The sequence below is a fragment of the Pseudoalteromonas sp. PPB1 genome (assembly GCF_015356275.1).
GTDB lineage: Bacteria > Pseudomonadota > Gammaproteobacteria > Enterobacterales > Alteromonadaceae > Pseudoalteromonas > Pseudoalteromonas rubra_D.
Genome location: NZ_JACEQV010000015.1, coordinates 1 through 23364, shown reverse-complemented (window position 1 = coordinate 23364; position 23364 = coordinate 1). Strand labels below are relative to the sequence as shown.

Sequence of the window (23364 nt, the reverse complement as noted above, 5' to 3'; positions counted from 1 at the left end):
AGATATTACTGTAAGACGCTGATGATCAACTGATAGCAGGCGTCTTTGCTTTGACAGCTGCGGGCATTCAGGATCAGCTGTTCACCGACCTCCAATGTCAGGCGCTGCGCTCGCAGGCGTGCCTGCTCATCTTCAATTTCATCCAAATCGCTGACATGGGCAAGCCCTATGGTGCGGCGGATCATCTCACTGCCACAATACCCAATGGCGTCTTGTAATACATCACGCAGAAACAATGCCGCATAACCAGGTGCCTGTAAGGTAGTGTCTGTGCCATGTTGTTCGCACAACGTCTGCCATTGATAGTCAAATTCACCCAGGCAGATATCTATGGTGCGCAACAAGTAAGTATGCATATCACGACGCTTTGACGCTTCACTGATACGGCCATGCTGAGCACAGAAATTGAGGAGTAAATTACCGATAAAAGAGCCGAGATCGAAACCAATGGGACCAAAAAAGGCAAATTCCGGATCAATAAACTTGGTGGTTGTGTCATCGACAAACAGGCTACCACTGTGTGCATCACCATGCAGTAACGCTTGCGGAGAAGACAAGAAACGCTGCTTGAGCTGAGCAATGGCCAGTTTTAATGCTGTATTGTGACGTAGCTTGTCGACCTCTTTGCTCAGCGCATCCGGATAGTGGTTACGCTCGCTATCCTGATAGGGGTCGTCAAAAAATAACTCTTCTGTGATGGCACACAATTCCGGGTTGGTAAAAGACTGGATCAGGGCTTTCTTGTTTGCAGGCGTGAGGTAGAAATCGCTGTGATAAAAACTGGTTGTGGCCAGATAGCGGGCCACATCCCGACCCAGATTGGCAAAAGTACGCCCGGCGTTGAGTTCACTGCGTAAGATTTTCAGATGACCCAGATCTTCAAGTATCGTCACTGCCTGCTCACTGTTGTGGTGCAATACCCTGACAGTATGGGTGGGACAAACCTCACCATGGCGACGTAAGGCGCTGGCTTCGATGCGGGCCCGATCAAGTGTCAGTGGCCAGCTTTCACCGACACAGCGCGCGTAGGGTAACGCCTGCTTAAGGATCACGCTGTGGTTATGTTGATCAGTGACCCGAAAAACCAGGTTCAGGTTGCCATCGCCAAACTCATAGCAGTTCAGCTGTGCGTCTGGTGGGAACATCCCCCCCAGGTTATTGATGTATTCAATGGCCTTGTCATTGTCAAACGCCTGATAAGCACTCATTCGGATCATCCAGATAGCATAAAATTAGATCAGCATTCTATACCTGCAAACGTTTAGAAGTCTATACATCTTTAGATCTTGATGTAGAATAGAACCGTTCGTTTTTTCAATCGGGCACTGTCGAGATGAAGTAATTTCGTCGGTGACAGATGACACAAAGAGGTCATAACGGCACGGTTAGTGTCAGACTTCATACTTGCCTGTCCATCGATATGAATGGGCATTCGTCAGGAGCAAATCGGAGTAAACAACGGTGAAAGAGCTAGTTGCGCGGAGTTTGAAGTATCAGGCTGGTAGGGTTCAGGTGCTGGACCAGTATTTACTGCCACATGAGGAGACATGGCATCATTGCACCAGTGTGGCGCAAATGACGTCGCTGATCCTGACGCTGAAAGTGCGTGGCGCTCCTTTGATTGGTTTAGCAGCGAGTCTGCTGGTTGCTTACCTGGCGGAGCAGGGTCACAGTAAAACTCAGCTTAGTGAGGCAATTGACGAGCTGGAAGCCACCCGCCCGACGGCAGTGAATCTGATGCACTGCATGGCGAGGCTGCGCACTGCCTTGCAACAGCAAGACTTTGCCCTGGCTGTGGTGACGGAGGCGGAGAGATTGTTTGAAGAAGACTGTGCACTGTGCGACAGAATGGCCACATTGGGTGCGCAGCTGGTCGAACCCTCAGATAATATTCTGACACATTGCAACACCGGCGCGCTGGCCACTGCTGGGGTGGGCACCGCTTTGGGCGTGATCCATCATGCTGCCCGACAGCATGCGGACATCCATATCTGGGTTGATGAGACCCGGCCATTATTGCAAGGGGGACGACTGACTGCCTATGAACTGGCACAGTGGCAGATCCCTTACACTTTGATTTGCGATAATATGGCGGCCAGCCTGATGGTTGCAGGCAAGGTCGATAAAATTTTTGTCGGGGCTGATCGCATTGCTGCGAACGGCGACTTTGCCAATAAAGTGGGCACCTATAATTTGGCTGTGCTGGCCCACTATCATAAGATCCCTTTCTATGTCGTTGCCCCGGTAACAACCCTGGACATTGGCTGTGCCTCGGGCGCAGAGATCCCGATTGAACAGCGTGCTGAAAGCGAGGTGACCGGGGTGAGTGGCAGCTTTGGTCACTGTCAGTGGGCACCCGCACAGGCACAAGTGTATAACCCGGCTTTTGATGTCACACCAGCTGAGCTGATCACGGCCTGGGTACTGGATACGGGCGTGTATTTTCCGCAGGACGTGGCGGCGGGCGTTTTAGGCACGGTATGACGACACCGTGCCGGGTGAGCGCTTTAATCCAGTAACGGAAAGCGCTCGGCGATAGGGCTGTCAGTACTTTGTGCCACCCAGCCCTGTTCATTGTTGAACAGCCGGATTGCGGTAAACTGAGGGTCGCTGCCCATATCAAACCAGTGAGATGTCATCGCGGGTACTGAGATCAAATCGCCCTGCTGACACAGAACCTGATAAACCCGTTCGCCAATATGCAGGCAAAATAGCCCCTGACCCTGAACAAAAAAACGTACTTCATCTTCGCTATGGGTGTGCTCAAACAGAAACTTCTGACGCATAACGGGCGCGTCGGGGTGACCTTTTGGCAAAGAGATCACGTCTACGGTCTGATAGCCATCCTGTGTTTTCAGGCGATTAATGTCCTGCTCATATGCGTCAAGAATGTCATCATGTGATGTCGTCTGGTTAATCTCATAGGCGGCCTGCCATTGCTCGAAGCGGACACCCACCTCAGCAAGCTGAGCGGCTATCTGGTTGTGTGCATCACTGTGGAATTCAATGTTATCCGGGTGCTGATCATGGTAAATGGTCAATTGGCTCATCGTGACTCCTGTGCATTATATTGGCTGAAATCTTCAATAAAGGCATGTGCCTGTGTCCGTGGCTGTCCGTCACGCCATAATTGCAAGGTCTGCATGCCTGCTGCTTTTGCCGCATCCAGCTCGGCCACCACATCGCTCAGAAAGAGCACTTCATGCGCCGCAAAGGATAGCTGACTGGCGATGGCCTGATAGGCCTCGGGTTGCTGTTTGGCACCTATCCGGGTATCAAAATAACCACTGAATAAGGGGCGCATATCGCCATAGTCCGAATGGGCAAACAGCAGTTGCTGGGCCTGCACTGAACCAGACGAATAGACGTAGAGTGCAGTGCCCGCAGCATGTTCGGTAGACAAAAACTGGTGCGCATCTGGGTAAATATGGCCGGTAAAATCGCCATTTTGATAGCCATGTTGCCAGATCATGCCCTGTAATTGTTTCAGAGGCGTGACTTTCTTATCTTCAGCGATCCAGCTGAGTAGCGTCTGGACAACCTGATCCAGTGAGGCTTGTGGTGCGTTCAGTTCAGCACGCACTGCATCCAGCTGTGCAGTCACTTCCGGGGTGTGTGCATGCTGGCGCACGAAATCGGGTAGCTTGTCTGCGGCATAGGGGAACAGGATCTCTTTGACGAAAGAGATACGGGTAATGGTGCCTTCGATGTCGGTCAAAATTGCTTTGATCATGCGTTTTTTTCCAGTTGTCTGCGCGTCAGTTCGCAGTTAAACAAAAATTCCAGTGCCTCGATATGACGACGCGTTTCACTGATGTCTGCCCCCATCGCATAAAGTCCATGGCCGCGGATCAGCACCCCGTGCCGCACAGGCGTGTGGGCATGGTATTCAGCTACCCGACGTGCCAGGGCTGGAATATCCTGATCGTTGTCGAAAACCGGAATAGCCAGGGTCTCCAGATGACTGGTGAAACCATGCAGGGCTTTTTGCATTTCGTACCCCTGAATGTTCAGGCTGTGCTCTGCTGTTAGGCGAGACAGAACTGTTGCCGCAACGGAGTGGGTATGCAAGATGCAGTGTGTACGCGCACTGAGTGCATACAGGGCAAGGTGCAGCTCGGTTTCGGCTGAGGGCTTACCGGTTCCTGCGATGTGTGTGCCTTCGGTATTGAACTCAAGAAAATGCGCGGGTTGCAGCGCCCCTTTGTCATGACCACTGGCCGTGACAACAAAGCCTTGCTCTGTTCTAATGGAAAAGTTGCCCCCGGTTGCCGGTACCCAGCCTTGCTCACTGAGCCAACGTCCGGCGTCTATCAGGGCATGTTTCGCTTGTGCTGATTGCATACGCTTACCTCTCACGAATAACATCGTGGATAATTTTAGACGGCTATACTTCTATTTGCAGCAATGATAGCATCGCTCGGGCCGTTACACCACACACAAACGAGGACTTGGCAGTGGAAAGTAAATTACCTCATGTAGGCACCAGTATTTTTTCTAAGATGACTGCGCTGGCTAATCAGCACGGTGCACTGAACTTGTCTCAGGGTTTTCCTGAATTTGATGCGCCAGAGCGCCTTAAACTGCGGTTGACTCAGCATGTACAAGCGGGGATGAACCAATACGCGCCATCACCCGGGGTACCGGCGCTACAGCAGCAAATAGCGGCCCTGGCAGAGCGCAAATACGGTGCGCAGATCGACGCCGAGGCGCAGGTCACAGTCACTGCCGGCGCCACAGAAGCCTTGTTTGTTGCCATTCAGACCCTGGTGCGCCCGGGTGATGAAGTGATCATGTTTGACCCGGCCTATGACTCTTACCATCCGGCGATAGAGCTGGCAGGTGGCACCAGTGTGCACATTGCTTTGCAGGCGCCTGATTACCAGGTTGACTGGCAGCAGGTTGCGGCAGCTATCACACCTCAAACTCGCGCTATTATTGTTAATACGCCACATAATCCGAGTGCGAAAACACTCAAAGCAGCAGATATGGTAGCGCTTCAGGCCCTGGTGATTGAGCATGACCTGTATGTGATCAGCGACGAAGTTTACGAGCACATTACCTTTGATGCGCAGCCACATTTGAGTGCGTTGCGTGACCCGACGCTGGCTGCGCGTGCGATGGTGGTGGCCAGCTTTGGTAAAACCTTCCATTGTACTGGCTGGAAGCTGGGGTATTGCATCGCACCAGAGGCGCTGAGCAAGGAGTTTCGTAAGATCCATCAGTATGTAACCTTCTCCTGCTTTACGCCAGCGCAGCTGGCACTGGCAGACATGCTTAATGAAGAGCCTGAGCATGTGGATGCGTTGGCTGATTTTTATCAGCATAAGCGCGATCTGCTCATTGAGGCGCTTAAACCAGGGCGGTTTACTATTTTACCCAGCGAGGGGAGCTACTTCCTGTTGCTGGATTACAGTGCTATCTCGTCACTGGATGATGTGCGCTTTTGTGATTATCTGGTGGAAGAAGTCGGGGTAGCCGCTATTCCGCTGAGCGTATTTTATGCCGACGGCAGTACAGATAAAGTGATCCGTTTGTGTTTTGCCAAAGAAGATAACACCTTACTGGAGGCGGCGAAGCGTTTATGTCAGCTTTAACTGTCGCTCTGGTTCAGCAGGCCATTGAGTGGTTGGCTCCCCAGAATAACTTTGTTCAGCTGGAAAGGCTGTTAGATGCACAGCAGGCGCAACTCAGTGGTTGCGATCTGATCATTTTGCCGGAAACCTTTGCAACCGGTTTTGCATTGGCTGAAGCGTGTGCCGAGCCGCCTGAGCAGGGGGAAGCACTGGCTTTTTTACATCAGCTGGCACAGCGCTGGCAGGCCGTCGTGGCGGGCAGTGTGTTGGTGGATCTGGGTGAAAAGAAAGCCAATCGTTTTTACTGGTGCTGGCCGGATGGCACCGTGCGCTATTATGACAAACGCCATTTATTCTGTCTGGGTAAAGAAGGGGATTATGTGCATGCCGGACAGGAGCGGGTCGTTGTTGAGGTAAAGGGATTTCGGATCTTACCTCAGGTATGCTATGACCTGCGTTTTCCGGTGTTCCAGCGTAACCGCAATGATTATGATGTGATGATCAATGTGGCTAACTGGCCTGCTGCGCGACGTCGGATCTGGGATACCTTATTGCAAGCCAGAGCAATTGAAAATCAGTGTTATGTGCTGGGCTGCAATCGTATTGGTGACGATGGCTATGGAACGGCGCACAACGGTGGCACCGCCGCTTATGACTTTACAGGCGCATTATTGGCCGGTGCCCCGGATGACGCTGCCGATGTACTCGTAGTTAGTCTGGAAAAGGCGCCACTGGATACCTTTAAACAAGGGTTTCCTGCTCACCTTGATGCCGATGACTTCGTGTTACCTGCATTGGAAAAAGGACCGCGCGACGAATGAGTTCGTCGCGCTAAGTTAAATCTGGCATACCTGCCGAATCAGCCTAAGATGCATTGTAGCTGTGGATGAGCAGCTCCTGCTCAGGAGGAGCCAGCGCTGTTTGCTGTTGCGAGGCTATCGAAAAATAGCCAAGCAACTCACGCATTGCATTCGCCTGATCCGCCATTTGCCTAGCCGCAGCCATGGTTTCTTCCGTAATGGCTGAGTTTTCCTGAATTAAATCGGTCAGGCGCTGCACCACAATGTCTACCTCTTTGATGGACTGTTGCTGCGTGGTCGTCGACTGATTGATTTTCACTATATTTTGACTGACATCGGCAACTGCCTGCACTATCTGGTGCAGCTTATCGCCTGAGTTATTCGCCAGTTGAGTGCCTTGTTCCACTTTTTCGTTGCTGTTAGCGATGATCTCTTTAATTTGCTTTGCAGACGCGGCACTGCGGCCCGCTAATTCACGCACTTCATTGGCAACCACGGCAAAACCCCGGCCATTTTCGCCGGCGCGGGCAGCTTCTACGGCAGCATTAAGGGCCAGTAAGTTGGTCTGGAATGCCAGCGCGTCGATCACCGACACGATTTCATTAATGTCTTTGCTGGCCCGGTTAACTTCGCCTATGGCATCAACCGTGTCCTGCGATAAGGAGCCACCTTCTTTGGCTATGGTCTCCGCGTTGCTGGCCAATTCCACAGCCGTACCGGATTGTTGTGCAACCTGAGTCAGCTCTTCCAACATATGGCCTGTGCTTGCGCTGGCCTCTTCCAGGTTGGCAGCTTGTTCCTCGGTGCGCTGGCTGATCTCGGTGTTACTGGCGGCTATCTCGCCAGCACTCTGGGTGACCTGGCCGGCCGCATACTGGATCCCTTCAATCACTTCCGTGAGCTTGGCAATGGTGGCATTGACGTCACGTTGCAGGGTTTCAAACACACCTTCATAGTGACCGTTGATCTGCTCATTTAACTGTCCTTTAGCCAGTGCCCCTAGTACCCGGGTGACTTCATTGATGGCATCAGATACTGTGGTTGTTGAGGTATTTACGTCCTCTTTAAGTTGCAGTAACTGACCCTGCAGGTCAGATTCTATCTGGATGGTAAAATCACCCTGGCTCATGGCTGACATCACGCTGGCCAGCTCTTCAATAACACGACTGAGGTTATTGACCGAGTGGTTGATATCGCCTTTGAGGGTGTCCAGCTGGCCCCGCATGGGAGAGTTGATGGTGCGATCAAAGCGGCCACGGCTGATTGCCATCATCACAGATGAAATCTCACTAATGGCTTCATCAACACTGCTGATCGACACATTTATGTGCTCTTTCAAATCACCAAGCTGCCCCTGAGCAGGTGTTGATACTTCCTGTTTAAAGTCCCCTTCGCTGACCGCGGCCATGGTGTGGCCAATGTCTTCGATAATGGCGGCAAGGTTTTCTACACTGGAGTTTGTGTCTTCTTTGAGCTCTTCCAGTTGACCACGCAGCGGCAACTCCAGGCGCTTACTAAAGTCGCCCTGACGCAGGGCACTCATCATCGCTGCCAGCCCATCTATGGCACCGGCGACGCTGCTCACGGAATTGTTGACGCTCACTTTGAGCTGCAGCAGGCTACCTTGAGCCTCTACCTGCACTTGTCCCCGGAAGTGGCCTTGCTCCATGTCCGACATCACGGTCACAATTTCAGTCATGGTGGTATTGATTGAATGCATGGAGCTGTTGATGTGCTGCTTCAAAATTGCCAGGTCGCCACACATGTCTGACTGCAACTGTTTATCAAATTGACCTTCCGACATGGCGTGGATCACCTGACCGATGTCGCTCAGTGCACTTTGCAGGCTCTGGGCACAATCATTGGTGGCACGTTTAAGGGTATCCAGTTCACCTTTGCAGGGGGCACTGATCCTGTCATCAAAGCGACCGGCCGCCATGCGGTCCATGACGCGGTTTGTTTCCGAAATAGATAATTGCAGTGCGTCCAGCAGTGAATTGAACGCTTGTCCGCAGCGACCAATTTCATCATTGGTGTCAATCTTGGTACGTAATGCAAAGTCGCCTTCTTGTTCTACCTGGCGCATGGTATTGACCAGCGCATGAACCGGGCGGGTCAGGGTTCGGGCAAACCAGAATGCGGCCAGAATGATCATCAGTACACAGGCCGCCAGCACGATAAGCAGCTGAGTACGCAAAGTATTAATGGGCGCGAAGGCTTCGGCCTCATCAATTTCAGCCAGCAATGCCCAGCGTACATTAAATACGTCTACAGATGTGTATGCTGACAATACAGGATTGCCATTGTAGTCCAGCACCACTTTTTGCCCTTGCTGCCCCTGCATGGCCAGCTGAAATGCCTCGGTATTCACTGTGCCTTTTTCAGGGTGACGGAATGAGGCAGTCACAGAATGATGAACCGGATCCAGGTAAGAATCTGAGCGCATCAGGCCTTCCGGGCCAACCAGGTAGGTCTCGCCGCTCTCACCCAATCCCTGACGTTCAGTCATGATGGCATTCAGGGCGTCAATGGAGAGTTGAAAGATCAGTGTGGCTGATACCTGACCGTCGATGACCAAAGGCGCGGCAACAAAACTGGCCGGGGCATTGTAAGAAGGCAGGTATTGCTCGTAATCAACAAAGGCCATTTCACCTTCTTTGGTGAGCTCTCGGGCTGCCAGAAATGCCTTGGCAAGGTTACTTTCTGCATAGGGGCCATACAGTAATGAAGTGGCAAAATCGCTCTCTTTGTAAACCGAATAGATCACATTGCCGTTCAGGTTATCGACGATAAAGATATCGTAGAACTCGTAAACATCGGCAATTTTTGTGAAAAATGCGTGATACTGACTATGTATTTCATCATACGCATCATCAACGCCACTGCTGGTCAGGTTTACTTTTTCGCCCAGAGGATGAGGGTTCTCGGCCAAGTAGCGAGTCTGTAAAGTGATCCCTTGAGGAGATAACTCAGAGAGCAATATTGCGGGGGGCGCAGCCTGCTCATTGAGTGATTTAAATTGGGGCGCAAACTGCTCACGGTAGAAGCGTGTCAGGCTGGTCGGAGTGGCAACCGCATCCTCAACTTCGCCATAGGCGCGGATAAAATCTGTAGCTGCCTGTTGGACATAGGGATTGACAGCCAGCGATATCAGCTTGTCCTCGACGCCATTGAAATGGCGCTCAATGGCGCTTTCTTTTATTTCGCCTACCGCACCCAACTGGGCATAGACTTGCCGGCTCATTGCATCGGATGATTGTATCAGTGCCATGGCGATAATGATGGCGGTCGGGATCAGGGCGACCAGTAAAAAGGCCGAGATCAATTTTTGCGTCAGGTTAAGTGACTTAAAAAAGTGGCTGAGATCAGACATGCTCCCTGCTCCTTGTATTCGCTGATATACCTGTGAGGCTGACCGATAAAACCTAGATTGACGACCTCGTTACACAGCCATCATAGCATGAGCTTGACGACAGAGTATCCTATTCAGTGACACAGTTTAGAACAGTTCTCGACAATATCCAGCACATGGATCGGGACAAAGAGATGCGTGTAAGGCCTTGTTGCCAGAAGATAAATGCTTAAATGTGGTGTTTAGTGAAAAAAAAGCAGCCTTTCGGCTGCTTTATGAATGAAATGACCAGATATTAGTGTTTCCAGTGATATTTATGTGCTTTCTCTTCCATATAAGCTTCCGTAGCCGGATGCATTGGCGTCTTGTTGCCATTTTCGAAGAACAGCGGCTGGCGCTTCACATTATAATTGCCGGTTTCATTCATGGTCGCGGCGTCATAGATACGACCATTCAGTACTGTATAAGCGACTTTTTCTGATTCACGGATGTCGTTCAGGACGTCACCGTCGATGATCACTAAGTCGGCAAGTTTACCTTTTTCAATGGTGCCGATATCATGGTCCATTGCCAGGTATTTCGCACCGTCAATGGTACCGCTGCGCAGCGCTTCCCATGGTGTAAAGCCACCTTGTGCCATTGACCACAGTTCCCAGTGTGCACCCAGACCTTCACGCTGGCCGTGTGCGCCGATGTGCACGGTTACGCCTTTGTCGCGCAATTGCTTGGCAGATTTAGCTGCATTGATGTGGTTGTAGTGGTGCTCAGGGGCTTTTTCACGACGAACAGAGCGCGGGTTCAGAATGTAGTCCGGAACAAAGCTTGCCAGGCGTTCATTCTTCCACACATCTGTGGTGTCATAGAAATAGTCTTCTCCTTTGATACCACCGTAGGCAACGTTAAAGGTGGGTGTAAAGCCCGCTTCTGTCTGACTCCACATCTGAGTGACGTCTGAATAGATGTTCGGGATTGGCAGGGCGTGCTCAAGACCCGTGTGACCATCGATGATCATGTTCATGTTCTGCTGGAACTTAGAACCGCCTTCTGGTACTACCATGATCTCCATCTGCTTTGCTGCTTCCAGCACTTGCTGGCGGGTATCACGGCGCGGGTGGTTGTAGCTCTTAACCGTGATTGCACCAGCGTCTTTCAGACGTTTAACGTGGAACTGAGCATCTTCCAGGTTGCTGATCGGCGTTTTGTACCCAGGTGCATTACCGGCATAGAGGATCCGGCCTACGGAGTAAATACGCGGTGCTACGGTCAGGCCGGCACGTTGTAATTCAGCCATAGAGAAGACTTCATTGGAGTCATTCGATGGATCGTGAATGGTCGTCACACCAAAGCTGACATTAGACAGCTGGTTCCAGTTTTGCTCAGGTTGCAGGTTGTAGCTGCCATAGCTGCCGTGGGCGTGCGCATCGACCAGACCCGGGATCACGGTTTTACCTGTGATATCCATTACCTTGGCTTTGCTCGGGATCTCAACTTCACTGCGGGTACCGACCGCGATAATGCGGTTTTCTTCAATCAACACTACCCCATCTTCGATGATCTCCTGTTGCTCGTCGGCGTTGCGCATGGTCACGACTTTACCACCAACCAGGGCCAATATGCCTTCAGGCTTGTCGGCCTTTTTCTCAAAGCTCAGGTCGATGCCTTCGGCAGTTAAAGGTGTAGCCTCGGCTACGGCACCTTTCAAAAACGCAAAGGTATCGGTCAGCTTGCGCTGATATAAAGTCGGGCCAAAGGCCCAGGTCAGGGCACTGCTGTCCGCCTTCCAGTTCAGGAAGTCTCCTGAGTATTTAGAGACTTGTTGCACTGGGAATGATTTAGTGCCCTTGTTGATAGACAAGGTTTTACCTGTGCTAGTGAAGGGCGCAACGAAGGTGTTGAAGTTCTCGATGAAAGCAACATAGTTGCCGTCCGGAGAGACGCGATAATCAAAAATGTAGTCGCCTTTGAAGTGTGAACGTTCTTTTTCACCGCTGAGGTCGACTGATTTCAGTTCGCGATGGGTTTCATCGCTCATCACACTGAAATAGATACGGTCTTTTTCCGCACCAAAGTGTGGGTTGTCACCACGCTTAATGATGCGCTTGGCTTCGCCACCTTTGGCGCTGGTCAGATAGATGCCTGGCTCCATCGACCAGTCACCGCTGAGCAGGTAGCCACCAGTCACTTTGCGATACAGTACGTGTTTACCATCTGGCGAGAAGCTTGGGTTGATGTAGTGACCCGGGTCCTGAGTGATCACTCGGCCTTTACCCCCACTGGCTGACACAATGCGTACGGCGCCTAAGTCCTGATCGTCCCAGCTGGTGTATACAATGTACTTACCATCACGTGAGAAGCTTGGGTAGAACTCAAAATGATCGTTTTGTTTGGTAACGCGACGTACCTTACCAGAGGCGATGTCTTTGGTGTACAGGTGGCCCAGTGCCTGGAACAGCGCGGTTTTACCGTCTGGTGAAATTTGTGACCAACGTGCCAGCTTGACCTTGAATGCATCCGGTGCCACATCAACGGCAAATTTCAGTGCCGGGGTAATCTCTTTTTCAGCAACCACGCGGGTCGGGATCACTTTGGCTTGTTTGCTTGCAATATCTACCTTATGGAAGACGCCAGCGGCCCAGAAAACCAGTGCTTTGCCATCGGGCGTGTAAGCGAATGCTGGAGTATTACCCTGAGCACCATTGGCTTCTTGCAGGTCACGGTCCAGTCCAGAGAAGATCTCTGTTTCGATACCGGATTTCAGATCTTTGATATACAAGGCGCTTTGCATCACCTCGCCATTTTCAATACGTTTCACGAACGCCAGAGATTTGCCATCTGGACTCGGCGTTGGGCGAATTGCACCGCCGGAGCCACGGATCACGGTTTCTTCTTCACCGGTGGCCAGATCCCAGGAGCGGATTTCAAACACTGAACCCAGTGCATTTTTGTTGTATTCCCAGCGTACGCCTGCAGTGGCATCGACGGAGTAATAGAGCTTCTTACCATCGGTTGAGAAAGCGGGTTCAGCGATGTTCTTCTGTGATTTTGCGCCGTGCAAACGATCTCTTACGACAACGCCTTTACCACCTGAAATATGATACATGCGGATCGAGCCACCCGGGATGGTACGGCCCGTTACCTGACCTTGTTTGACTGCAATGTACTGACCATCAGGCGACCAGGCTGGGTTATGTAGCAGGTTGTGAGACTCATCAGAGACTTTGCGCATGTTGTCGCCATTGACGTCCATCACCCACAGGTTTTCAGCGCCTTCGCGGTCTGAAATAAAGGCGATTTTGCTGCCGTCCGGCGAGAACTTAGGCTGGAAGTTCCAGGCTCTGTCGCTGGTAATGGCGGTTGCTTTGCCACCTTTAATAGGCATGACGTAAATGTCACCTAGCATATCAAAGATAATAGACTTACCGTCGGGGCTGACGTCCAGGTTACTCCAGGTCGTTTCATTGGTGTCTATGGTAATGGTTTGCTTGTCACCTGGCGGATTTAGTACATTCCACTCTTTGGTGCTCGCCTGTGATGCCTGTTCTGTGGCAGTTGCCACGCTGGGCGTGCTAAGGCCAATCATGGCCGCACCGATGGCAATGGCCAGCGATGATTTATGTAGTGTCATTTTATAAATTTCCTTCAGATTTCTTGTTATCTGGGTCGTCGGGTACCCTGTGTCGGTTAGAATGACTAAATTTTCCAATAAAGTCGACATTGCGGCGATAAAAGTACCGCTTTGTGCGTTTGGCTTTTAGCGTTTCACCTCAACTGAGTGTTTGATGCCGTACGTACTGCAAATAGGCTTCCAGGCTCTGTTGCCACAACACCATGGCATCGGCCAGTTCCTCGTCACAGCGTTTTTTATCCAGCAGCCTGCGCTCAATTTTCTTGAGTGTCAGACCATAGCGATTGAAACCCAGTTGTAGCGCTGTGCTGGCCTGACGGTGCAGGAGTTTGATGCACTGTTGATCGTCCTCATCCAGTAATTGCTGAATGTGGCGCAGTTTCGTGCGGGCGGACAAAACAAATTCATTGTAAATGGAAGACACTTCGTCTTCACTGAAGCCGCTCAGGGAGCCCACCGCACTCTCGTCGTACAGGGTGTCGCTGAGCTCGACGCTGATGTCAGGGGTTTGCGCCTTTTGCGAGTTGCTAATGGCCTGACGCAGTTTATCTTGTTTAATCGGCTTGCCCACAACGTCACGGATCCCCAGTGCCAGGTACTCTTTAACCTCTTCGGGGCTCAGGCTGGCGGTAAAGGCTAAAAATGGGGTGCGGCGATTTTTATGCTCAATGTTCTTAAGCCGTTTGAGCACCTCCTGACCCGTTAAGTCTGGCAAGTTCATATCCAGCAGAACAACATCAAAGGCATGCTCCGTAAGTTGTTCTATGGCACTTTGGCCATCGTTGGCCAGCTTAATTCGGTGCTCATCAATGGCCATAAATTCGATGGCTATTTTACGGTTCAGGTCGAGATCTTCCACCAAGAGAACATCCAGGCCGGTCGCGTAGTCGACATTGTGATGGCGCTTTTCGACTAGGCTGAGCTCGCCGACCGTTAAGGTGAGATCAAAGCTGAAGGAGCTGCCTTTATCCAGTTCACTGATGATCTCGAGCTGACTGCCCATTTTATCCAGCAGGCGTGCTGTGATAGCTAATCCAAGTCCGGTGCCGCCTTTGGTTTTACCCGCGCTGCTCTGGACATATGGCTCGGTCAGTTTTTCGATGTCCTCTTCTTCAATGCCCGGACCGGTGTCTATCACGCTAAAACGCACCCGGTGTTCCATATTGCCTTCTTTGATCAGCTCGACACAGACCTTTACTTCGCCTTGATCGGTAAATTTAATGGCGTTGCCAACCAGGTTCAGCAGGATTTGACGCAGCTTTTGCTGGTCGCAGTAGTAGCAAACCTGCTCGGGCATGTCGTACACCAGGGTAAAGGTCAGCCCGCGTTGCTCAGCCATGGGTGTCATCAGCAGGCACAGGTTGTTTAGCCAACTCTTGAATTCAATGTCCTCGGCGGCCAGCACTTCGTCACTTTGTTCCAGACTGGCATAGTCGAGCACTTTATCGATCAGTAGGTTGAGTGATTCAGCGGAGTTAATAATGGCTTCGCAGTAGGCTTTACTGGCCTGATCCCCAATGCGGTTCAGTACCAGTTGAGCACTGCCCAGGATGCCGTTGAGCGGGGTACGGATCTCATGGCTGACGGTGGACAAGAACAGCCCCCGGATCTCAAGGTCTTGTTGTGCTTTTTCTGTCAATCGGTTGAGGTTATGTTCGCGACGCTCATTACATAAAATTGCCATGCCAGTGGCATAGAAAATAGGTGCCAGCACGCCGTTGAAAAAGAGTGTAATGGTGAACCAGGGACTGTCCAGCAGGTTACCATGGTGGATCTCCCCCATGAGTAAAGTTCGGCCAGTAAACACACACAGAATAAAGCTCAGTACGATGAGATAGACAATACTGCCGTTGGGATACAGAGGATGGGCATAGCGGATAAAGTAGTACAGTAACAGCAGGGCCTCGGCGATATGCTGAAGATCGGAGATGAGAATACGCTGCCTGAGGCCCGGCGCTACAGCACTGAAATAAACAAGGGCACAAAATAAAACCCCTGTGACTATCAGATAAAACTGAAAGGCTTTATCGCGGACCCCGAGAAACTGGCTGATCGCCCAGCAATGCAGCACGGATGCCGCAAATAACAGACCGTTTGCAATGCCTATGGTCTGCCACTGCTGGAAGTGGCTGTGTAGCGCAAAGCCGATAATGCCAGCAAACAATACCATAGGGTAAAAAATGTATAACACAGTGCCGGGGGTGTCTTTATTAGCCCGCCATGTTAGATAATTTAGAAGGGTCATCATCGCCGTCATGACGACGCTGGTGACATACAGAGTTTTGGGATCCAGCATGGTGTGCCCTAGCAATCAATCGACTTTGCTAGCATAAAAGGAAGTGAGATATCAGTAAAGCGGTAGACAGTGTCGGGGTTGACCCGACACTGGATACAGTAGAGAAGGCGGTTAGCGGATCTCGTCTGGGATATTTTGTTGCGCCCAGGACAATAATTCGATTCGATTCCGGCATTTCGTTTTTCTGAATGCACTATACAAGTGCGTCTTCACCGTATGTGGGCTGATGTTCAGATCTTCGGCAATCTCTTTGTTCTTTGACCCTTTACTCATCAGGGTAATAATGGCTTTTTCACGTTTTGTGAGTTTAACCGGCTCAATATCCCCTTCGGTCAGTTTGTGTAGCGCATCTTTATTAAACTGCAACATACGGTTTAATGCATTACACATAATTTCGCGACGATACCAGAGCTGATCTTCCATCAGCAGGCGAATACCTTTCATCAGCACATCCGCATTATCTGTGGTGTAGAAGACACCACGGATACCGCTGAGCAATGCGCGATTGGCCAGCTCAGGATTCTCATCCAGGTTAAACAGGACAATGTCACAACTGACTTTTAGGTTAACCAGCTGTTCTTTCAACTGACCCCAGGCGTCATTGACGGCTGTTTCGATGAAGAGCAAACGAGTGTTCTCTGGTACATCTGAAATATCGGTCCCAGTGATTACGTCCAACCCCTGAGTTTTCAGCAATGGTTGTAATACATTGACGCCTATGGTGTTAATAGGCTCTTTGTCTAGCAATAAAAATGCAGTACTGCTCATGTGGAAAACACTCTCATTCTGTCTGATTACGCAATGCTATCACGTGATTCAGGCCTTTTGTATTAGAAATCACATCAATAAATAGATTGTTCTGCTATATATTGTGGCATTTCTGATCTTGTTGTCGAATTAAAGCCTTAGCGAAATAACTAAGGCTATGAAATTTATAATTTTAATTTTTTATTTGCTAATATGTTAGTAAATTACATTCATTAACAAAGAATAATTTAGCCTAGTACTTTTTTCTTATCCTGGTATGGGGGCCAGCCCATTTCTTTCCCGGCAAGCACGTGTAAATGAATGTGGTAAACGGTCTGACCGCCATCGTTGTTGCAATTCATGACTGCGCGATATCCGTTTTCTGCAAAACCATGCTCTTTGGCAAGTTTAGCTGCTACCAGATATAAGTGCCCAACCAGGTGTGCATTTTCTTCATTAATGTCATTCATGGTGGCGATGGGGGTTTTTGGGATCACCAGAACATGAAAGGGCGCTTGTGGGTTAATGTCCTTAAATGCCAGGGCCAGATCATCTTCAAACAGGATATCGGCGGGAATTTCCCGATTAATTATCTTGGTAAAAATTGTTTCTTGGCTCATTATTTTTCCTTGTAGACGATAGTTTAGCTGATCAGCATAGCGTGCAAAGAGTAAGATACAAGCGAAAAGTGTTGTTCAGAGTTTGGTCACCTGAAAACCGAATACCCATACCAGTGGAGCGGGTATGTTGGCCTTAACTGAGCGCTTGAATTCTCTGTGGCTATTTTGGGTTCAAAGCTAAGTGTCAGCCACATTAACAACAAAATAAAGAGGAATTATGAAGAAAAAACGCATTTTTTACTTTCTGTTACTCAGCCTGCTGAGTGCTCGAGCAGTGGCAGCGCAATTATCTTTTCCGGAAGAGTTGTTACCGCTACAGGTGGGGCAACAGGAAATAGAGCATTCCTTCTTTAATAAAGTGCGGGATCTGACGCTTGGCGCGGGCACGCACCAGGTAAAAGTCAAGTATACGGACTTGTACGAGATTGGGTATGACGATCATGAAGTGATTGAATCAAAACCATTTTGGGTGAGTGTTGAGGTCGAGGAGCAGGGTGGCTATCAGGTTGGGTTTGATCGGGCCGACACACTAAAAGCGGCTAAGCAGTTTGCAAAGCAGCCCAGACTCTGGCTGAAGGCCCCTGATGGTACACGCACACCGATAAAGGCGCTTGCACATCAACTGCAGGTGCGGGCTGTACCAACCACCGAACCTATGCCAGAGGCGGCACCAGTGAAACCGCAATTTTCAGACTCTTTGCCGGTAGAGCCGCCCGTGGCACCTCAGGCTGGAAAGCCTGATGCCGCAGCAATGCTGGACTTTTGGTGGCAACAAGCCAGCCCGGCGCAGCGCGCGGCGTTTTTAGAAAAAGTACAGCCCCGGTGAGGCTGCACTTTTATTGGCTGCGATACCAATCTAGGTATTAATTAGTTGGCAAAGATAGCGTCAATGGTGCCCTGGGCTAATGGGTGGTAACCCGGACGGGCTTTCCGATACACCTGATAGGCCCAGTCACGTTTACCATTAGCAACGAGTGATTTGTACAGGCGAACAATCAGCTTGCGACGGCCAATACCGCTGAGGTGTTTGTCGAGTGCCGGGTAGATGGCCTCATAGCCGTTGCCAACTGCCAGCATGAACCAGGCAAACGCCAATTCCGCGTTGGTTGAGTCAGTTAACCCAAACGCCTGGTCCAGCGCGACCATTTTACCCTCGGCCAGATCGCGTGGCAGATTATTGATAAAGTGCAGCCACTCATGCACTGTCCAGCTCGCGGTGGGTATGCTGTCTAATGTACGGTTACCCGCTAACCAGGCTTTAGTAGCAGCATCGACTTTGTCAAACGCATCAGAAGTGGGGTTAGGTGCATCTGCAGGCAAGCCTGGCGCGTGGATCCACTCATTGACCTTATCCATGCTGACAATGCCAGGGTGTTTGTTGATGAGGTGTTTCTCTATGTATTGAACAAACTCGGCTGTGGTCAGCGATTTGAACGCATACGCATCAAAATATCCTTTCACAAAGGCATCAAACACCTTTCGGCCAAACTTTTCCTCTAAATAGATAAGGAAGAGCTGCCCTTTGGTGTACGGAATAGAGCTGAATGCGTCGTCTGGATCGCGACCATTCAGGCGCAGATTCAGGCGGGTGTCAGGTGCTGGTAGTTCTTTGACGACGTTACGCAACCGGGCGGAATCCAATGCCTGTTCCATGACCGCACGCTCGCGACCAAAGACTTCTTCCATAATGCGGTTTTCTACATAGGAGGTAAAACCCTCATTCAGCCATAAGTCTTCCCAGGTGGCGTTAGTAACCAGGTTGCCTGACCAGGAGTGTGCCAGTTCATGGGCGATGAGGTTAACCAAGCTTTTATCACCAGCGACGACGGTCGGGGTAATAAAAGATAAACGTGGGTTTTCCATGCCACCGAACGGAAAGCTGGGCGGTAGCATTAATAAGTCATAGCGTCCCCAGGCATACTCCCCATACATGACATTGGTTTTGTCGATCATGGCCTGGGTATCATTAAATTCAGCGACAGACGCATCCAGGATCTGCGGCTCGGCGAAGATAGCGGTTTGGTGCGACATCTCTTTGTATTCAAGGTTACCTGCGCCAATTGCTATCAGATAAGGCGGAATGGCTTGTGGCATATCAAACCAATAGTCACCGTCTTTGATTAACGCACCGCTGTTGTCGGCACTCATAACCGCACGAACGTCTTCAGGGGTGTTAACACGGGCAGAATAGGTAACGCGCATCGCTGGCGTATCCTGGACGGGGATCCAGCTGCGTGCATGGATAGCCTGAGACTGGCTGTACATAAAAGGATGGGACTTGCTGGCGGTTTGCTCTGGTGTCAGCCACTGCAAACCGGATGCCTGCGGTAAGCTGTTATAGTAAATACGGGCTTTTTTTGCTTGCTGTTTGAAGCGAATGGTCAGCTTAGACCCTTTTACATCATCGCGTTTTGCAAGCGTGAAAGAAGCTGGGTACCATTTGCCGTTGCTGCCCTGATACATCACTTTATCAATTTCAAGATCACGCGTGTCCAGCACCAGGGTTCTGGCTTGCTTGTTTTGCCATGCCAGTGTGTGTTCAACAAAACCTTCCAGTTGTTTGTCAGTAAAATCGACATCCAGATCCAGGTGAAGGTGTGTACTGATCACGTCGTTGAGGTTGGCATAGGTGTGTTCGTCCACCGCCTGAGCACTCAGCGCGGTGTGTGACAGGCCTGCTAAGGCAAGACCAAAGGTTAGGGCAGAAAGTTTCATTATTATCCTTGCTCATGATGTGAGTAGAGCCGTTGTTATACCACTTAAGTGCCAAAATGACACCTTGATGCGTCGGAGCTTCGGATAGGCTACACTAGCGGCAATTTTGTATTTGTTACAGGGGTCGGGCGTGCCGTCTTTGCAGTCATTACATACATTTTCGTTACCGGCATCATGTCGTACCTTACTGCGTATCACCGATCCGGCGCAGCTTTACGACCACGATTTTTGTACGCCGTTTTATATTTTGGGTGAAGGCAGCAACAGTGTGTTTCTCGCAGATTATGAGGGCACCGTGATCCAGATGGCAAATTTGGGTGTGGAGGTAGAGGAGCAGGCCGAACACTATGTTGTGCGTGCGGCCGCTGGCGAATCCTGGCACGCACTGGTGATGCATTTATTGACACGCAACATTGGTGGGCTGGAGAACCTAGCGCTGATCCCGGGTACTGTGGGCGCGGCTCCGATCCAGAATATTGGTGCTTATGGGGTGGAGCTGGCAGATCTATTATATCAGGTACGCGGATTTGATATAGCCAGTCGGACTCTGAAAACACTGGATAAAGCGGCATGTCAGCTTGGCTATCGCGACTCTGTCTTTAAACATGCCCTGCAAGATCGTTTTATAGTCACTGAAGTGACGTTGCATTTACCCAAGCCATGGCACCCGGTGTTGCACTATGGGCCGTTACAGGCATTACGCAATGAGGCGGTGACACCTGAGATAGTCGCAAAGCAAGTGATGGCAATCCGGCGCAGTAAGTTGCCCGACCCGCAGACGCTGGCAAACGCCGGAAGCTTTTTTAAAAACCCAGTAATTGACAAAACGCAAGCTCAATCCCTGGTGCAAAGCTACCCTGATTTACCCCTTTATCCGGTAGATGCAAAGCGCTGCAAACTGGCCGCTGGCTGGCTGATTGAACACGCCGGGTTAAAAGGCTATCAACAGGGGGGCGTCAGAGTATATGAGCGCCAGGCTCTGGTGTTGGTAAACGAAGGGAACAGCAGTGGTGAGGATCTCAAAGCAGTGATCAGCCATATTCAACAGATGATATTCAACAAGTTTGGCATTGTGCTGGAGCATGAAGTCAGGCTGATAGGCCATCAAGGTGAAATTACAATACAGGAAGCGCACTATGGTTAAAGCACCAGATGGTAATAAGTTGGCTATTTTACATGCCCTGAAGTGCGGTGAATTTGTCTCGGGACAGGCATTGGGCGAGCAGTTGGGGATCAGCCGCGCGGCGGTGTCTAAGCATATTAAGTCTTTGCAGCAAATGGGCATTGATATCTTCAAGGTGACGGGCAAAGGCTATCGGCTCAACAATAGCTTGCCTTTATTAGAGGAAGCCGAGATCCGTCAGAGTTGGGAGCAGCTCAGCGACACGCCATGTCAGATAGAAGTGCATTCAATTATTGACTCAACCAATAGCGAGCTGATGCGCCGTATTCAGGCTAAGCAGCCAATTCCACGTGGGCAAGTGCTGGTTGCGGAAATGCAGCAGGCAGGGCGCGGCAGGCGAGGACGTCAGTGGCAGTCTCCGTTTGGTGCCAATCTCTACTATAGCTGCTACTGGCAATTGGAAGAGGGGATGCAGGCTGCCATGGGGTTATCAATAGCCGTCGGACTGGCGGTATATGATGCGCTCAAGGCGTTATTTGATCTGGAGGTACAACTGAAATGGCCGAATGATGTCTATCTGAATGAACAGAAACTGGCGGGTATTTTGGTCGAGTTGGACGGTCAGGTTGAAGGTCCTTGTCATCTGGTGATTGGTATCGGTCTGAATGTGGCGATGCCAGACAGTGCTGCCGGGGCGATAGATCAGGCCTGGACAGATCTGAGCCAGCACGTCAGTGCGGTAAATAAAAATCAGCTGGTGGCCGTGCTGACTTTGTGTTTGCAAAAGCGCCTGGAGGTTTATCAGCGTCATGGGCTGAGTGTAATGAGTGAGCAGTGGAACGCATTGAACGTATATCGCCAGCAGGCAGTGACACTGACTACCGGGCAGAAACAATGGCGGGGTATTTGTGAAGGCATCGATCAGCAAGGTGGGTTAGTGCTGCGTCAGGATGGTGAGCTGAAGACCTATTATGGGGGAGAAATTTCTGTGCGTAAGGAGTTGTCATGAAGCTGTTAGTTGATGTGGGTAACACGGCACTGAAAACTGCGACCCTGACAGGAGAGACGATCACCCTGATTGATGAGACGGATATTCCCTGGTCAGAGATAGAGGAAGTGCTGATCGCTCAGGTTGGTAAAGGCGAGTTGGTGGCGCCATTGATAGAACGCGCGCAGCAATTGGCTATCCCTCATTATTATGCGACTGTGAACGCGACATTGGGTGAACTGCGGTGCGCTTATCCGCAATTTGAAAATCTGGGTATAGATAGGTGGCTGACCGTGGTGGCTTGCTATCACCTTTATCCACAGCAGTACTGTGTGATACTGGATTGTGGGACCGCCAGTAAAATTGACGTGTTAAATAGTGAAGGCCAGCACTTAGGCGGTTGGATCTTACCGGGTCTGGATATGATGCTCAGTAGTTTGGTTGCAAACACTCAGAAAGTATTCAGTGACGATACCAGCTTATTTTTGCCAGAGCTCGGCAAGAACACACCAAATGCGATAAAAAATGGGGCCTTGGTTGCGACGCTTGGTGCTTTGGAGTTTTACCTGAGCAAGTCGAACGAGGATCCTGTGATTGTATGCGCCGGTGGATACGGCGAATTAATGCAACAACACTTGGTCCGCCCCAGTACATATAACGATATTTTGGTTCTGCAAGGTTTGATGTACTGGCGTAAATATCAGCATTTTGCATAATAAATTGCCTGCAATACAGGTTTTTGCTGTAAATGTGACCATTTAAACAATTATCTGTGATTTTTTTTGATTTGGGTGTTGCATAGTCCCGGCCATTCCTCTAATATCTCGCCCCGTACTAAAGCAGTGCCGACTTAGCTCAGTTGGTAGAGCAACTGACTTGTAATCAGTAGGTCATCCGTTCGACTCGGATAGTCGGCACCAGTTTTTAAATAGCAACGCTTTAGACAAGAATTTTTTGACGTGGAGGGGTTCCCGAGCGGCCAAAGGGATCAGACTGTAAATCTGACGGCACTGCCTTCGCTGGTTCGAATCCAGCCCCCTCCACCACTTTATTCTTGACGGTTAGAGGTAGTTAAGAACAGGTTCCTAAAGCGGGCATCGTATAATGGCTATTACCTCAGCCTTCCAAGCTGATGATGCGGGTTCGATTCCCGCTGCCCGCTCCAGTTTTCTGGTGTGCTGATATAGCTCAGTTGGTAGAGCGCACCCTTGGTAAGGGTGAGGTCGGCAGTTCAAATCTGCCTATCAGCACCAGTCTTCGGATCTTCCTAAATACTTCCTTTGATTTGTCATAAAAACATTTATAATTGTACTGAATAATTCTAATCTGCCGCCGTTGTGGCGTGTGGATTATTTTTATATGTAATCTAGATACACAAAACTTATAGGTTCCGTCATGGCAAAAGAAAAGTTTGAACGTTCGAAACCGCACGTTAACGTTGGTACTATCGGCCACGTTGACCACGGTAAAACTACCCTAACTGCAGCAATCACTAACGTACTTGCAAAAGTATACGGTGGTG

Annotated in this window: 18 protein-coding genes and 4 tRNA genes; 12 read left to right on the top strand and 10 right to left on the bottom strand. The window is 50.3% G+C overall.

Annotated features, from left to right (window positions below; genetic code table 11):
• Window positions 1-5: 5 nt before the first annotated feature.
• Window positions 6-1208, bottom strand: coding sequence for an S-methyl-5-thioribose kinase (gene mtnK / locus IY568_RS15725; RefSeq protein ID WP_194868045.1), 1203 nt, complete (start codon window positions 1206-1208; stop codon window positions 6-8).
• A 253-nt stretch (window positions 1209-1461) separates the two neighbouring features.
• Here mtnK and mtnA point away from each other — a divergent pair, with 253 nt between their 5' ends.
• Window positions 1462-2484 (top strand): S-methyl-5-thioribose-1-phosphate isomerase, encoded by a 1023-nt coding sequence (gene mtnA, locus IY568_RS15720; protein WP_194868044.1) that lies wholly within the window; start codon window positions 1462-1464, stop codon window positions 2482-2484.
• A 23-nt stretch (window positions 2485-2507) separates the two neighbouring features.
• Here mtnA and IY568_RS15715 read toward each other — a convergent pair whose 3' ends face one another.
• Genes IY568_RS15715 through IY568_RS15705 form a run of 3 tightly spaced genes read right to left on the bottom strand, consistent with a single transcriptional unit; the run spans window position 2508 to window position 4344 of the window.
• A complete protein-coding gene (locus IY568_RS15715) occupies window positions 2508-3050 on the bottom strand; it encodes a 1,2-dihydroxy-3-keto-5-methylthiopentene dioxygenase (RefSeq protein WP_194868043.1) in 543 nt (180 codons plus the stop codon).
• Entirely contained in the window at window positions 3047-3733 is a 687-nt protein-coding gene (gene mtnC / locus IY568_RS15710) for an acireductone synthase (RefSeq protein ID WP_125560938.1), read from the bottom strand. Before mtnC ends, IY568_RS15715 begins: the two co-directional genes overlap by 4 nt.
• The gene (locus tag IY568_RS15705; RefSeq protein WP_194868042.1) at window positions 3730-4344 is read right to left on the bottom strand and encodes a methylthioribulose 1-phosphate dehydratase; all 615 of its coding nucleotides are present in this window, start codon (window positions 4342-4344) and stop codon (window positions 3730-3732) included. Before IY568_RS15705 ends, mtnC begins: the two co-directional genes overlap by 4 nt.
• A gap of 158 nt (window positions 4345-4502) precedes the next feature.
• Here IY568_RS15705 and IY568_RS15700 point away from each other — a divergent pair, with 158 nt between their 5' ends.
• Together IY568_RS15700 and IY568_RS15695 are read left to right on the top strand one after the other, a co-directional pair.
• Complete coding sequence (locus IY568_RS15700) at window positions 4503-5597, top strand: methionine aminotransferase (RefSeq protein ID WP_267252096.1); 1095 nt, start codon at window positions 4503-4505, stop codon at window positions 5595-5597.
• Window positions 5585-6397, top strand: a complete 813-nt coding sequence (locus tag IY568_RS15695) for an amidohydrolase (protein ID WP_125560932.1) — start codon at window positions 5585-5587, stop codon at window positions 6395-6397. The genes IY568_RS15700 and IY568_RS15695 overlap by 13 nt, the downstream gene beginning before the upstream one ends.
• A 43-nt stretch (window positions 6398-6440) precedes the next feature.
• On the opposite strand, the gene IY568_RS15690 is transcribed toward IY568_RS15695, so the two are convergent.
• The 5 genes from IY568_RS15690 to IY568_RS15670 form a co-directional block, all read right to left on the bottom strand.
• Window positions 6441-9749, bottom strand: a complete 3309-nt coding sequence (locus tag IY568_RS15690; protein WP_194868040.1) for a methyl-accepting chemotaxis protein — start codon at window positions 9747-9749, stop codon at window positions 6441-6443.
• 274 nt (window positions 9750-10023) lie between these two features.
• Window positions 10024-13353, bottom strand: coding sequence for an amidohydrolase family protein (locus IY568_RS15685; protein ID WP_138538034.1), 3330 nt, complete (start codon window positions 13351-13353; stop codon window positions 10024-10026).
• A 139-nt stretch (window positions 13354-13492) separates the two neighbouring features.
• Entirely contained in the window at window positions 13493-15649 is a 2157-nt protein-coding gene (locus IY568_RS15680; protein ID WP_010385030.1) for an ATP-binding protein, read from the bottom strand.
• 111 nt (window positions 15650-15760) lie between these two features.
• Entirely contained in the window at window positions 15761-16417 is a 657-nt protein-coding gene (locus tag IY568_RS15675; protein WP_010385031.1) for a helix-turn-helix transcriptional regulator, read from the bottom strand.
• Window positions 16418-16644: 227 nt separating this feature from the next.
• A complete protein-coding gene (locus tag IY568_RS15670; RefSeq protein ID WP_010385032.1) occupies window positions 16645-17016 on the bottom strand; it encodes a histidine triad nucleotide-binding protein in 372 nt (123 codons plus the stop codon).
• 217 nt (window positions 17017-17233) lie between these two features.
• Here IY568_RS15670 and IY568_RS15665 point away from each other — a divergent pair, with 217 nt between their 5' ends.
• Window positions 17234-17842 carry a DUF2057 domain-containing protein gene (locus tag IY568_RS15665; RefSeq protein ID WP_194868039.1) on the top strand — a complete coding sequence of 203 codons (609 nt, stop codon included), beginning with the start codon at window positions 17234-17236 and terminating at the stop codon, window positions 17840-17842.
• Between the two features lie 41 nt (window positions 17843-17883).
• Here the strand turns inward: IY568_RS15665 and IY568_RS15660 are convergent, their stop codons facing one another.
• Complete coding sequence (locus IY568_RS15660; protein ID WP_194868038.1) at window positions 17884-19731, bottom strand: M1 family metallopeptidase; 1848 nt, start codon at window positions 19729-19731, stop codon at window positions 17884-17886.
• Between the two features lie 130 nt (window positions 19732-19861).
• On the opposite strand from IY568_RS15660, the gene murB reads away from it, so the two are divergent.
• From murB to IY568_RS15620, 8 genes are all read left to right on the top strand, one after another.
• Complete coding sequence (gene murB, locus IY568_RS15655) at window positions 19862-20875, top strand: UDP-N-acetylmuramate dehydrogenase (protein WP_194868096.1); 1014 nt, start codon at window positions 19862-19864, stop codon at window positions 20873-20875.
• Window positions 20868-21863, top strand: a complete 996-nt coding sequence (gene birA, locus IY568_RS15650; protein WP_125560920.1) for a bifunctional biotin--[acetyl-CoA-carboxylase] ligase/biotin operon repressor BirA — start codon at window positions 20868-20870, stop codon at window positions 21861-21863. The genes murB and birA overlap by 8 nt, the downstream gene beginning before the upstream one ends.
• On the top strand, window positions 21860-22558 hold the full coding sequence (locus IY568_RS15645; protein WP_194868037.1) for a type III pantothenate kinase: 699 nt from the start codon (window positions 21860-21862) through the stop codon (window positions 22556-22558). Before birA ends, IY568_RS15645 begins: the two co-directional genes overlap by 4 nt.
• 128 nt (window positions 22559-22686) lie before the next feature.
• A tRNA-Thr gene (locus IY568_RS15640) sits at window positions 22687-22762 on the top strand.
• 41 nt (window positions 22763-22803) lie between these two features.
• Window positions 22804-22888 (top strand) — tRNA-Tyr (locus IY568_RS15635).
• 44 nt (window positions 22889-22932) lie between these two features.
• Window positions 22933-23007: transfer RNA gene (locus IY568_RS15630), tRNA-Gly, on the top strand.
• 12 nt (window positions 23008-23019) lie between these two features.
• Window positions 23020-23095, top strand: a tRNA-Thr gene (locus IY568_RS15625).
• Between the two features lie 142 nt (window positions 23096-23237).
• A partial coding sequence (locus IY568_RS15620; protein WP_228553369.1) for a GTP-binding protein occupies window positions 23238-23364 on the top strand: 127 nt, incomplete at its 3' end.

Bases quoted from the DNA above. Each gene is read 5' to 3' on its own strand.
- mtnK (WP_194868045.1), bottom strand. From the start codon at position 1,208: ATGAGTGCTTATCAGGCGTTTGACAATGACAAGGCCATTGAATACATC.
- IY568_RS15715 (WP_194868043.1), bottom strand. From the start codon at position 3,050: ATGAGCCAATTGACCATTTACCATGATCAGCACCCGGATAACATTGAA.
- mtnC (WP_125560938.1), bottom strand. From the start codon at position 3,733: ATGATCAAAGCAATTTTGACCGACATCGAAGGCACCATTACCCGTATC.
- IY568_RS15705 (WP_194868042.1), bottom strand. From the start codon at position 4,344: ATGCAATCAGCACAAGCGAAACATGCCCTGATAGACGCCGGACGTTGG.
- IY568_RS15700 (WP_267252096.1), top strand. From the start codon at position 4,503: ATGACTGCGCTGGCTAATCAGCACGGTGCACTGAACTTGTCTCAGGGT.
- IY568_RS15695 (WP_125560932.1), top strand. From the start codon at position 5,585: ATGTCAGCTTTAACTGTCGCTCTGGTTCAGCAGGCCATTGAGTGGTTG.
- IY568_RS15690 (WP_194868040.1), bottom strand. From the start codon at position 9,749: ATGTCTGATCTCAGCCACTTTTTTAAGTCACTTAACCTGACGCAAAAA.
- IY568_RS15685 (WP_138538034.1), bottom strand. From the start codon at position 13,353: ATGACACTACATAAATCATCGCTGGCCATTGCCATCGGTGCGGCCATG.
- IY568_RS15680 (WP_010385030.1), bottom strand. From the start codon at position 15,649: ATGCTGGATCCCAAAACTCTGTATGTCACCAGCGTCGTCATGACGGCG.
- IY568_RS15675 (WP_010385031.1), bottom strand. From the start codon at position 16,417: ATGAGCAGTACTGCATTTTTATTGCTAGACAAAGAGCCTATTAACACC.
- IY568_RS15670 (WP_010385032.1), bottom strand. From the start codon at position 17,016: ATGAGCCAAGAAACAATTTTTACCAAGATAATTAATCGGGAAATTCCC.
- IY568_RS15665 (WP_194868039.1), top strand. From the start codon at position 17,234: ATGAAGAAAAAACGCATTTTTTACTTTCTGTTACTCAGCCTGCTGAGT.
- IY568_RS15660 (WP_194868038.1), bottom strand. From the start codon at position 19,731: ATGAAACTTTCTGCCCTAACCTTTGGTCTTGCCTTAGCAGGCCTGTCA.
- birA (WP_125560920.1), top strand. From the start codon at position 20,868: ATGGTTAAAGCACCAGATGGTAATAAGTTGGCTATTTTACATGCCCTG.
- IY568_RS15645 (WP_194868037.1), top strand. From the start codon at position 21,860: ATGAAGCTGTTAGTTGATGTGGGTAACACGGCACTGAAAACTGCGACC.